12 protein-coding genes are annotated in these 11,942 nt (G+C 44.9%); 7 read left to right on the top strand and 5 right to left on the bottom strand.

Features of this window, described 5'->3' with window-relative positions; translation table 11 throughout:
• The first annotated feature begins 26 nt into the window (after positions 1-26).
• Positions 27-284, top strand: coding sequence for a DUF2999 family protein (locus tag KI743_RS04620; protein WP_032553574.1), 258 nt, complete (start codon positions 27-29; stop codon positions 282-284).
• An 85-nt stretch (positions 285-369) separates the two neighbouring features.
• On the opposite strand, the gene KI743_RS04625 is transcribed toward KI743_RS04620, so the two are convergent.
• The gene (locus KI743_RS04625) at positions 370-1,398 is read right to left on the bottom strand and encodes a hypothetical protein (protein ID WP_285465344.1); all 1,029 of its coding nucleotides are present in this window, start codon (positions 1,396-1,398) and stop codon (positions 370-372) included.
• 230 nt (positions 1,399-1,628) lie between these two features.
• Positions 1,629-2,570 (bottom strand): LysR substrate-binding domain-containing protein, encoded by a 942-nt coding sequence (locus tag KI743_RS04630; protein ID WP_285465345.1) that lies wholly within the window; start codon positions 2,568-2,570, stop codon positions 1,629-1,631.
• A 254-nt stretch (positions 2,571-2,824) separates the two neighbouring features.
• On the opposite strand from KI743_RS04630, the gene KI743_RS04635 reads away from it, so the two are divergent.
• The 3 genes from KI743_RS04635 to KI743_RS04645 all read left to right on the top strand — a co-directional run bounded on the left by KI743_RS04635 (position 2,825) and on the right by KI743_RS04645 (position 4,760).
• Positions 2,825-3,808: a rhodanese-related sulfurtransferase gene (locus tag KI743_RS04635; protein WP_150868379.1), complete on the top strand. Its 984-nt coding sequence runs from the start codon at positions 2,825-2,827 to the stop codon at positions 3,806-3,808.
• Between the two features lie 133 nt (positions 3,809-3,941).
• Entirely contained in the window at positions 3,942-4,205 is a 264-nt protein-coding gene (locus KI743_RS04640) for a YdcH family protein (RefSeq protein WP_032553577.1), read from the top strand.
• Positions 4,206-4,289: 84 nt separating this feature from the next.
• A complete protein-coding gene (locus tag KI743_RS04645; RefSeq protein ID WP_285465346.1) occupies positions 4,290-4,760 on the top strand; it encodes an N-acetyltransferase in 471 nt (156 codons plus the stop codon).
• 40 nt (positions 4,761-4,800) lie between these two features.
• Here the strand turns inward: KI743_RS04645 and KI743_RS04650 are convergent, their stop codons facing one another.
• On the bottom strand, positions 4,801-7,728 hold the full coding sequence (locus KI743_RS04650) for an alkaline phosphatase family protein (protein WP_285465348.1): 2,928 nt from the start codon (positions 7,726-7,728) through the stop codon (positions 4,801-4,803).
• A 248-nt stretch (positions 7,729-7,976) separates the two neighbouring features.
• Here KI743_RS04650 and KI743_RS04655 point away from each other — a divergent pair, with 248 nt between their 5' ends.
• Complete coding sequence (locus KI743_RS04655; RefSeq protein WP_373417804.1) at positions 7,977-9,167, top strand: GGDEF domain-containing protein; 1,191 nt, start codon at positions 7,977-7,979, stop codon at positions 9,165-9,167.
• On the opposite strand, the gene KI743_RS04660 is transcribed toward KI743_RS04655, so the two are convergent.
• The gene (locus tag KI743_RS04660) at positions 9,164-9,445 is read right to left on the bottom strand and encodes a hypothetical protein (protein ID WP_032553583.1); all 282 of its coding nucleotides are present in this window, start codon (positions 9,443-9,445) and stop codon (positions 9,164-9,166) included. The genes KI743_RS04655 and KI743_RS04660 overlap by 4 nt on opposite strands.
• A gap of 256 nt (positions 9,446-9,701) precedes the next feature.
• Here KI743_RS04660 and KI743_RS04665 point away from each other — a divergent pair, with 256 nt between their 5' ends.
• Positions 9,702-10,547 carry a pirin family protein gene (locus tag KI743_RS04665; RefSeq protein ID WP_285465351.1) on the top strand — a complete coding sequence of 282 codons (846 nt, stop codon included), beginning with the start codon at positions 9,702-9,704 and terminating at the stop codon, positions 10,545-10,547.
• A gap of 136 nt (positions 10,548-10,683) precedes the next feature.
• Here the strand turns inward: KI743_RS04665 and KI743_RS04670 are convergent, their stop codons facing one another.
• Positions 10,684-10,965 (bottom strand): pyrimidine/purine nucleoside phosphorylase, encoded by a 282-nt coding sequence (locus KI743_RS04670; RefSeq protein ID WP_032553586.1) that lies wholly within the window; start codon positions 10,963-10,965, stop codon positions 10,684-10,686.
• Between the two features lie 326 nt (positions 10,966-11,291).
• Here KI743_RS04670 and KI743_RS04675 point away from each other — a divergent pair, with 326 nt between their 5' ends.
• Positions 11,292-11,756 carry a DUF2850 domain-containing protein gene (locus tag KI743_RS04675; RefSeq protein WP_150868368.1) on the top strand — a complete coding sequence of 155 codons (465 nt, stop codon included), beginning with the start codon at positions 11,292-11,294 and terminating at the stop codon, positions 11,754-11,756.
• Positions 11,757-11,942 lie beyond the last annotated feature (186 nt).

Here is an 11,942-nt window from a genome sequence, read left to right on the forward strand (position 1 = left end):
ACAGTCGCTAGTTTAAAGGTAAGGTAATGAACCCAATTATTGCGCTATTAAAAGAGAACAACATCGGTGATGAGCAGATCAACAGCATTTTCAAAACGTTGACTGAAAACCCGCTAGCTGCAATGGCAACCATTAGCCAGCTTGGCTTGCCTCAAGAGAAGCTACAACTTCTTATGGGCCAAGTAATGCAAAACCCTGCACTTATCAAAGAAGCAGTAGAAGAGCTTGGCCTAGACTTCTCAAAAGTAGAAGCAGCAAAAGAGCAGCTAAACAAACAAGGCTAATTTGGCTTTAACCCAATACAAAACGCGCCCAACAGGTTATTACGTAACTTATTGGGCGCGTTTTTTGTTGCTGTCGATTCACTCGCTATTGAGTCATCACAGCAGAGATGATTGGGTCTTTATCTGCTTCCATCACTTTTGGATTCACCCCATAGTGACGCGACGTGAAGGTATAATCTTGTCCTTGGGTATCGATGTTGTTTTTCGCCGTTTCACCACAGTTGAAAGAAACGGTAATCGTACCATCCTCGTTCTTGTCCCAAGTGTGAGAGTTGATGTTACGCACACCTTCCATCAGATACTTGTCGCCATCATAAGCCGTAATCGAGGTGAAGAACTTGTTTTCTGGATCTTCGAAGGTGGTGGTGTAACACACATCGGCCTTCATCTTCGGACTGTTCGAATATTTATTACCTACAAACGCCTCTGGACTTGCGCCACCCCAACCCGCTGCATTTTCCAAGTTCCATTGGTGCAGATCCGTCACCTTGTCTGACGTTCTTGGGAAGGTGTAGGTAAAGTTACTGGTATCGTTGACCTCTTTGGTAAATGCCTGTACCCAAGCTTCTACCTCATCATAATCATACGGCTGCGTTTTATAGTCTGTAGCAAAATTGAACTGAGAGGAGTTCACTTTATCCAGTGATGCCTTGGCGGCTTCAATACCATTTTCTGTACCTGAACGGTAAAGAAGAAACGCATACTCAGACTCGACAGGCAGTTGATAAGTGCCATCTTCGACCACGTAATGCTGGCCGTGACCACGCTCAGTCACCACTTGAACCGCCATGTAGTTATCAGTTTCTGGAATCGAGAAGGTGACCTTTCCGTCAACGCGTTTCACAATCGCCACCCCATAGAGCGTATCATCGTTCATTTGCACGGTAGGAGCAGCTTTACCGCGTGGTGGTAAGCCCTGCATCTTAACGAATTCTTGAGTCGCGCCTTTGCTCGCCCAGTTACGGTAGTTGCGAGCAGTTTCCGCATGAGTGAAGTTTTCCGCCGTTACTTCGATGGCGTTCTGCTGTGCAGCCAATACTGGAGTCGACATTAACAGGCCTGCGATAACAACACCTGAAACGTGAGCAATTGGAGATCGTTTAATAGCTTTCATAATGCTTCTCTCTTAGAGTCGAACTTACCTAGCCAAATCCGATTTATGTACTAGCGATAAGTCATCAAAGTTAACTGTTTGGCTCGCGGCTTAGCCTTGTTTAATAAGACTTTGCTATCCAGTGCGAGCTAACAACTTGAGGACTACTCTAGCGATTCAGCATCATTACCGGAAATGATTCATAATTATCTAAGAAATGCACCAAACGCATATCACTCATTCCGCCCTTTCTAAGACAACTCTTTCAGCGTAGATAGAATTAGAGCTTTCAACCACTGATGAGGCGCGCTGTCTAAGGTTCGTTTATGCTCAATGAGATAAATATTCACACACAACTCTGGGTACTCTTTCATAGAGAACACCGGCACCAACTGCTCCTTGAGGTAAGAAGAGGTCAATAGCTTGTCGGAAGAAGCCATGATGGTATCGGTGCTCTGCATCACAGCAATTAAGGAGTTGAGCTGGCTACTTTGAAAGGCGACATCTCTTTTTATGCCTTGCTTGGCTAAGTACTTGTCGAGCGGATTTGCCAAGCTATACGAAGAACGGATATCCAGACTCATATCGACAAAACGATAGCTTAGACACTGTTCCAGCGTGACTTGTTTCTGCTTTGCCAACGGGTGACTTCGCGATACATACAAAACAGGATAAGTGGTCGCTATACACTGAGATGGATATTCTGACTCATTCTCTGGCTGTTCAACATGAATCGTAAAATCGACATCTCTATTCGCGAGTTGCTGTGTTGACTCTTTCGCGATAGGGAACTCTATCAAGCTCGCCTTTGGGGCATGCTCTTTAAGGGCTGTTATCAGTGGAATACTAACAAAACCACTCATCAACGGCGGTAAGGAGATCGCAAAGGTTTGGTCACACTCTTCTGGAGTAAAGGCAGACTTAGCGAGCAGGCTCTGCATACTTCGCATCAGCTCTTCTAACGGTTCTTGCAGATCCAATGCCTTTTGCGTCGGCACTAGCCCGTTAGATTCTCGGTAAAAAAGCGGATCGTCGAACAACTCACGCAACCGCCCTAACGTCCGACTCATCGCTGGCTGCGATAAATAAAGCGTTTGCGCCGCACGGGTTACATTACGTTCTTTAATCAAAACGCTCAGCGAAACCAATAAATTAAGATCAAGCCGAGAAAGTTGCTGCTCTATAGTCACCATCAACATGCACCTAAGTTATATCACTCCATAACCATTATACCTTTCGAGTGAAAAGTCACCTTAATTGCCCCAAAAAAGGGTTATCCCATCAAAAATAAAAAGCCCTACGGTTTGCAGTGCTATATAGCCCTATCTTTGGTTGGTTTTTGTGCTCGACAAGCTTAGCTATACTCACGCCGAAAACTATTTATAAATCCCTCACTGACAAGTGAGATTGCTCTGGAATTACGCTCCAGCTCGCGAAAGGAAAAATCATGTCTCAATATGTTGTATGCGCACTCTACAAGTTTGTCGCACTGGATGATTATCAAGATATCCGCCAACCACTTACTCAACTGCTTCTCGACAACCAAATCCGTGGCACTCTGCTGCTTGCCCAAGAAGGCATTAACGGCACAGTTGCAGGCTCGCGCGAGTCAATCGATGCGCTGCTTGCTTGGTTCAAGCTTGATGAACGTCTAGCGGATGTTGTCTATAAAGAGTCGTTCAACGAGCAACAGCCGTTCAACCGCACTAAAGTTAAGCTCAAGAAAGAGATCGTGACCATGGGTGTAGAGGGCATTGACCCTCGCCATGTTGTGGGCACATATGTGAAACCAAAAGACTGGAATGAACTGATCTCAGATCCTGATGTAGTACTGGTCGATACTCGTAACGATTACGAAGTCGATATCGGCACCTTCAAAAACGCAGTGAACCCAAACACAGAAACTTTCCGTGAGTTCCCACAATACGTTGAGGACAACCTAGATCCTGCTAAACACAAAAAGGTAGCGATGTTCTGTACAGGTGGTATTCGTTGCGAAAAGTCGACGGCTTACATGAAAGAGCAAGGCTTTGAAGAGGTTTACCATCTTGAAGGCGGCATCCTAAAATACCTTGAGGAAGTGCCTGAAGAAGAGAGCATGTGGGAAGGTGACTGCTACGTGTTTGATGGCCGTGTTGCGGTTAACCACCAGCTAGAAAAGAGTGGCTACGACGTGTGTAACGCGTGTCGCTTACCAATCACTGAAGAAGACAAGCAGTCTGCTGACTTCGAAAAAGGTGTAAGCTGCCCTAAGTGTATCGACAAACACACAGAAGAACAGAAGCAACGCTTTAGAGAGCGTGAAAAGCAGGTACAGCTTTCTGCTGCTCGCGGTGAAACTCACGTCGGTGGTGATGCTGCACAGCTGATCGAACAAAGAAAACAGCAAAAACTTGAAAAGAAAGCTCAACAGCGAGCGAACAATAAATAATTGTTATTTTTGAGATAGATAGGGCACTTTTGGTGCCCTTTTTTATTGCTTTCGAGCTTTGCGTTCAGTGACACATTTCTTTAATGGTTATGCTTCTATACTGGTAAGCAAATACATTAATGAGGACACTAGAATGCTCAATGAAAACCACGCTTTTATCCTAGACTTCCCTGAATTCAAACTCGATATCGTTCAGCTTAACCACGACGACCCGAAGTTCAAAAATAACATGCAGAAATACCACGAACTCGACTACACCATTCGCGAACTTGAAGTTTCTGGTAGCCCAATCGATGACGACAACATGCACAATCTAAAAGTGGAACGCATGGAACTGAAAGACACACTTTACAAGCAGCTATCTCGCCACCATCAGCTTGCTGAAGAATCCAAATAACAAGAAATCGAATTCAAGTCACAGCGACACATAGGTTCGTAACTACATAGATAGATACATAGATACAGGGACGTTCTTTCAACAATGAGACAAGGTGTCGAATCACTTCCATTACGCTACTCCCCCATTCTTCCTTCAGAAGCCGAGACGCAGTTTTCGGTGATAAAAGAGGCGCTTTATTCCCATGTTGAAGCCGTCTTTGGATGGGATGATGAATTTCAGAGGCAGCGGATAAACAATGACTATCAACCGGACTGGTTTTATTGGATACACGACCAAGATGAGCGAGTCGGATTAGTCTGCTACAAACCTTACCAGCAAGCCTATCACGTGCATTTGTTGATCGTATTCCCGCAATACCAAAATCGAAAGCTAGGGTATCGAGTAATGAGAGATATCCAAGAGCTCACCATTAAAGAAGAGCGTGAAACCATCACCCTTTCGAGTTTTAGGAGCAATCAGCAAGCGATCGCTTTCTACCAAAGGTTGGGCTATCAGATAACCGATGACAGCGAAGCGGACTTTGTCAGCCTAGCGCTTCGTGTCACCAAGTAGAGACAGTTCTGAAGACCGTCTCAGAAAGCTTTTCAACCGATTACTTTCGAATATCAAGCTTATCGATTAGAGATGGGAAGCCCCAGCCATCTTCCCTAGCCACCACCTGCTCACCGGTTAGGTATTCAAACAAGGTCGGTGCCAGTGATCCATTCGCTTCGATAGTCAGTGGGGTTGAGTTTTCGCCAATTGGCTCTCCCCAGAAACCAATGAAAGCGTCTTTTTCCAGATAATCTTCACCAGCGTGTCTCCCTGGAACCTTAGTGTTGTAACCAATTCCCTCTTTCGGGAACAGGTTCACAGTACCGGCTCTGTCTTCCAAATAGATATTAGCTAGCTGGTTTACTGAGTCAGGTCTTGACGTAAAGCGAGTCAATTGTGTCCATTCGTTAGCGCTGCACCAAGTCGCCGGTTGAGACTTAACGGCGCGATTCAAACACTTATCAACGAGACGAGAATAAACCGCAAACTCAGAATCCGTAGGTTGAGGAAGGTAAGGGTTAAGTTGCTGAGTATTCAGAAGCTTCGGACGCTGGCCAGATTCTAATGATTCATAGAATAGCTTGTTCCCTTCACGGGTGATCAGCTCATCCAAACGCTGTTTGTCGCGGTTGCCAATCACTCGCACCGAACAACTATCCGCATTACAAGTTTCCTCGCGCACGACCATATAGTCTAGCGATTCAGGCAGACGTTTCGCTATCTGATCAATGATATCGATACTGGTGCCTTTAGGCGCGGCTAATGGAGCCCAATCGGTCAGCTCTTGATAAACAGGTTGAACCTTCCAACCCTGCTGTGAGTTGAAGAAGTCCATCATAAAATTACCACCAGCGGTAGAAGCGACGACTACATCCACCGCCTTAAGGCTTGGGTAATCAAGAGCGTTAGTGATCTTCGGTCCTTCCCCTTCATCGGACGAAATTTTCTCAACCACGATTGGGTAATCAAGCTCTTGCTGTAAAGCTTCTAATACCTGTTTCTCTGGGTTAAGTGCGTAGAATACAGGTGTTAAACCGTGGTCTCCGGCCATACCCCATAGAGTTCGCGAATATACGCCTGCAACCTTATAGGTACTCTCAACTTGCGTCAGCCAGTAATCCAAGCGGTTAAGTTCGCCAGTAGGCATAAGAATTTCGTCGCTGAATGGGCCCGTGAAGTGCGCAAAATGATCCGGCCAAGGGTTATAGATCAGGGTGTAATCCGGCATGCCTTGTCCATCTAACTCAGCGTATTGGGATATCGCCTGTTCAACCTGTGCTTTTTTGGCAAGCTTAGTGAAAAGATCAAAGCCTGAAATCCTTTGGTAAGATTGAATATCTTCGATTAACGCTTGGCGCATTTCCATTAAAGTCAGCTCTACATCCGCTCGCTGTTCTAACTCTTTCAAGCAGCGCTTCTCACCGTAGTCACGCAAAGATTCACCAAAACCGAGATTCACTAGGCCATCGTATGTGGTGTGTGCATTCCAGTCGTATTGAGCGTTGCAATTTAATGTTTTTAGGTAGTTAAGGCGATCAAACATGGTTTGCACCTTATTGTCTGCCATCAACACATCTAGCTGCAGCGCATCGTTGCCAAAGAAGTAATAAGCACGGTCGATATCTCGATCAACAAAATGAAAGTTCGGCACCCCTGTACCGCCTTCACCTGAAACACGAGCTCCGGTTTTAATGATCGGTAGATTGCGAACACTGATGGTCGGCGTCGATGATACACCCACTCGACTAATATTGGTTTTATGTTCGCTATACAGCTTCTTAAAGAAAGGCAGGTAGTGTTGGTCTTGATACGCCTGTTCAGCCAGTTGCGCCATAAAGCTCACCTGCTGCACGTGCGGCGGTTCAATCACCGGTTCTAGCTTAGGTTTGTACTGCTCACGATTTTGATGATGCTGATTCGCAACCGAGATAAACGGCACGCTAGGATCAACCAAACCCTCAATCAAACCTTGCTGCAAACCATCAACGGTCACTTGCACCGCAAAGCGACGGTTTTGTTGCGAAGAGAGAAACTCAATCAAATCTTGTGGATTGTCGTCGAGGGCTTGCTGCATCCAATCATCGAGCGCTTCGGTTCTCTCATCTTTGAAGACAAACTGGCGATAGGCCTTAAGCAAATTGAGACGAACAAAATCGATCAGGGTAACTGTCAGCGCTTGCGCCTTGTTGTTCGGTTTATCGGCATTTTCAGGCTTGCCATCTTCGACGATGGTCATCAATGCTGAACGAATGTCGCTTGGCTCCATGCCTTTCGCAGCCTTTTCAATCAAACCCACGACAATGGGTTGGATTTTATTAATGATCGCCAAATCTTCTTCACTGTTTGTCAGATAGGTATAGCTGTCTGGCAGGGTATCCATGTCTCGCCACACACCGATATCGAATAATGCATCGTAGATCACCACCATATTGGCAATGAACTTATCATCAACTCGAATCCCCTCATGGTGCCCCGTCGCTTCTGTTGAAGTATCAGGATGTTGGTGATTCTCAGAATGCGCCTCTTTCTCTGAGGGTGCATGAGCAAAATGGTACAAACTATGCTCAAACCCCTTTAGCGTAGTTTCATCGTAAATCGTCGCCAGATACTCTTTGAACACATCTTCATTGCCAATGCCCGCGTAGCGGTCGTAATAGCTATATAGAAAGTACCCCAACGGAATTGAATAAGCAGGATTTGATAACTGAGCAATCACGCGCGCCTTGGTTTTCGCATCCAAAGGAAGCGCCAATATGTAAGCATCTAACGTCACACCAGCGATAGTAAACAGAGCCGCATCACGAGTCAGAGTCGCCGAGTAACTCAAACCAGAAACGACCTGGTTTTTCAAAACTTCACTTGAACTGAAGACACCACCAATCACAGGCGTTTCTGAAAGTTGCGCATGCACACTTCCCGCCACCAAACTAAGTGGTAATGCACTTAGCAATGCCGCTGAACAGTGAGAACGAAAAAGCTTATTCATTGGGTATCCTTTGACTTGGCAATCGATTTATAAAACCGGCGTATTGTTTCATTCCATACTCATTAGTCAACCTTAGTTTGCGGCGAGAAAAAATGACAGGCTGTCTGTTATTGAGCAGGTTAATACTTAATTGCTGATTTATTTATATGAAACTTAGAGACTAATCACACAATTAGCTGTTATTTGTATCATTTATTGGAGCAATTTAACCTAAGATTAGGGCATTGATTTCCACTACGGCACCCAAAATGAACAAGTTGGTCGGAAGACACTTAGAAGAGATGGCCGATATTCGTTCGACTCGAAAACAGAAAATCGTTTACTCCTTCTCGCTTACCTCTGCAGCGTTATTCATTTTCTATACGTGGGCTTATTTCCAGGATGGCTATTACACCCTGTCCGTCTTTGAAATGATGTTCGCCGTTATTGCCGTAATTAACGCCATCTACATAAAAAAGGTCCAAGAACCTCACTATTGTGAGATCTTGCTGAGCTGTGTATTGCTGGTTCAAGGTGTGGTGCTGTTTCTCTACAGTGGAACCATCCCGGAGCGAATGCTTTGGCTCTATCCGATTTTGGCCGCAGTGATCTTTATTAACGAATTTCGCATGGGGTTAATTCTCAGCGTCACCTTCTTACTGTTTCTTAGCGGCTTGATGGCGTTAATACCTCATAAATTCGCACTGCCGTTTAATAGCACTCACCGATTTTCACTTAGCTTGGTAACCATGAGTGCCGTATGCCATGTCTCCTCTTATTACTACACCAAGGCCGTTGGTTATATTCAGCGTCTATATCAAGAAGGGATTGAGGACCTCGCTTATCGAGATCAACTCACTGGGCTGGCTAACCGTTGGAGTTTTGAACGTTGGGCAATTGAGAAACTCAACACCGTCAACCCCAACAACAGTGTCACTGCTTTGGTGTTCTTAGATATTGATAACTTCAAGACCATCAATGACAGCTTTGGACATGACGTCGGCGACAGTGTGTTGCAGCACTTCGCTCAACGCCTGAAAAACAATGTCCGCAACAAAGACAGATCGACTCATAAACACGATTACTCGATTGCTCGTTTCGCTGGCGATGAGTTTGTATTGATGCTTTATGATGTAAGAAGCAAGCAGGACTTGGATGGTATTTTGCAGAGAATCAGCGGCCTATTTGAAAACGAGAATTTAACCAATAACCAAGTCGGTAAGCTCACTTTGAGTATCGGTGTTGCGATGTACCCAACTGATGCTAAAGATCTTGCTGAATTGACGCGCTGTGCAGACAAAGCAATGTACTTTGCCAAACACTCTGGAAAAAACCGTTTCGCTTATTATCAAGACGACCTGACAACGCCTTTAATTGAAGACATGAAGTGTTTTGAGCCGTGCAAATCCGTAGAGACAATACCAACTAATGTCACCGCATTACACCAACAATCCAGCTAACCCGCCATATACATAGCCCATAAGCTAACAAGTCCGATAATCACTATCCAAACGACTTGGCGCTGTTTACTCGGGCTCATTTTCTTTGGTTTTAGAACGGGTTTCAAAGCCGCGTTTTTCGCTGATTGAAAGAAGGGTCTATCAAGCTCTTCTTTCTTTCTTCTACGTCGAAATGCCGCGTTTGCCACCTCAGTAAAACGCTGACGTTGGTCAGTGGTGAAGTCGTTCTCAAAACCAACTCGGCCACTTCTATCGTTGTGTTTAGATTGCACAGCCATCGTCGCCTCCTTGGCTAGACTATCCCTTATTGTAAGTATAGTCAGTAATCGCGAATTTTCTGATATTCAAGTGGACGAATATCACACTAGCTCTAGCCTATGTTGTTTAAAACCCCTTTCAGTTCCTTTGGGCCTTCATGTTGCGGCCCTTTTCACTTGTTCGAATTTTTCAAACAAGCTCTTCAATTTTGCTCTCTGTTTGAAGCGGGGCTTCCTGCTTAGACTATGGGTATTGAAAAGTTTGGAGGCAACAACCATGGAAAATCGACGTATTACCCAAATCATGAATGCTCAGGCAACGTCCGACGGCGATGGTGTAAAGATCCAACGAGCAGCGGGTTTTAACAACGCTAACTTTTCACCTTTCTTGATGATTGATGAACTCAAATCTGACGAGAGTAAAGATTATGTAGGCGGCTTTCCACCTCACCCTCACCGCGGCATCGAGACTCTGACTTACATGCTTCAAGGTCACTTCCAACACAAGGACCACATGGGCAATGTTGGTGAGCTTCGCAGTGGCGGCGCTCAGTGGATGGCAGCGGGTCGCGGTGTTATTCACAGTGAAATGCCGATGATGGAAGAGGGTTCACTGCACGGGTTCCAAATTTGGATTAACCAACCCGCTCGCGACAAAATGAAGCCTGCTCAATACCATGATTTTCAGAGTGACACAGTGACTGAGTTCCGTAGCGAAGAAGTAGGACTGCTGCGTCTTATTGCCGGAAATACATCAATTGAAACTACTCCGTTAGCAGGGCCTCTTCAAACCACCGGAGTGCCAGTTAATGTTTCGGACTGGCGAGCGCATTCAGGACAAGCTCTGACACTCACAACAGAGCGCCATCACAACGCGTTTGTTTATGTTTATAAAGGTTCGGTTGATTTAGGATCACAAGCTTTGATTGCAGGACAATTGGCGTTATTGAGTAAGGCTGAAATTCTGGCGATAAATGCGAACGAGGAATCTGGTGTACTGATTTTTTCAGGAGAGCCCATTAATGAACCCGTTGTTCACTATGGACCGTTTGTGATGAATAGCATGGAAGAGATAGAACAAACTATCCATGACTTTAACAATGGTGTCTTTGAAACCTATTAAGAATTTTGTCTTCTCGTTGGAAGGCTACTAAAACGTGACGTTATCCACTGCCAAGAATATCGTTCACTGATTCGCCACGCTCACTTAGAGCGTGGCTTTTTTCTTGGTTGTTAAGAGAGCTCAGCAACCAATAACGTTACAGGTACTCACAAAGGTAAGCTGTTGCTTCTGCTACCTTAACGTCGAACGAAGAGTCACCCGCCACTTCAAACGAATCACCTGATTTAAACGTCGACCAATCGTCTTCACCAACACGTTTAATCGTTAGCGCACCTTTTACTACTGTCATTCTTTCTGGGGCAGCGGTACCAAACGTAAACTCACCCGCTTGCATCACACCTACACTAACGTCTTCACCTTCTTGTGAAAAACCAAGAGACTTAACGCCACCATCGAAATAGGTATTTTCTTTAATCATTGTACTTCCTTGTCTTTATTCAGAACGGCGTGAGCTTATCAAATGCCTCATCACCAAAATTACGTGCTTGATTGTTTTAACTAATTCACCCGTTTCCTACAAGCAATTAATCGTCATAAGTTAGTGCTTTTGAGTGTTCAATCAACTCGCACCAGTATCGTCTTAGGTAGCAAACTGGTATTAGCTTGGAGCAAACGGCTGCTAACCCGAAGTGTGAGTTTGCTTCACAATGTCGATCCTGCTTCTAACTTTGACAACTTTGATTGCAAACTGAGTATTCAATAAATAAAATCGTCCTTTGGTAGATGAAGGAAACAGCCATCAAAATGGGACAAAAGGATTCGAAAAGCAGGGACTTATTGACTCAGGCGCTGTTTTATCTGCTTTTATTGGCCGGACTTATCGCTGCTGTCTTTGCCAGTTATACCGCTTATCAAACTCATCAGAAGTTTATTGATCCGAGTAATGTCTACGGCACATGGATTGAGGTAGGTGCGCCCCCTTATGACACCGATATTCTCTCTCTATCAGAGCAAGGTGTGGTCATGAACCATCGCCTGATCAGTACCAACTTCAAGTTCAATGGCAAAACCATCACCATCAATACCGGATCAGGCGAAACCGTGTATGCGATAAGTGGTACCTTCAATTCACCTCAATTGAAACGTCTAGTACCCGAGATTCCAACACAACAGTTTGTAAAAGAAGGATACGAGCACACAGCTATCCCTCTAAACAGCAGCGCCGTGCAGCAAAGACGCGCATCTTTGGCCGAACAATTCAGTAAATAAGCCATCTTTCCGTTTAGCACTTAGAAATAAGTAGCTTTCAAAAACACCACATCACTTCCATTTTTCAACATAAAAACATGTAACTTCAAAATATTGCATCACGTCGTGTCGTAAAAGCTCACCTATGAGACTTTTCCACTAGCTGCAATAATTTTATAAAACATGGACTCGACCTCTCACCCACTG

Source organism: Vibrio sp. D420a (genome assembly GCF_030248625.1).
Taxonomy (GTDB): domain Bacteria; phylum Pseudomonadota; class Gammaproteobacteria; order Enterobacterales; family Vibrionaceae; genus Vibrio; species Vibrio fortis_A.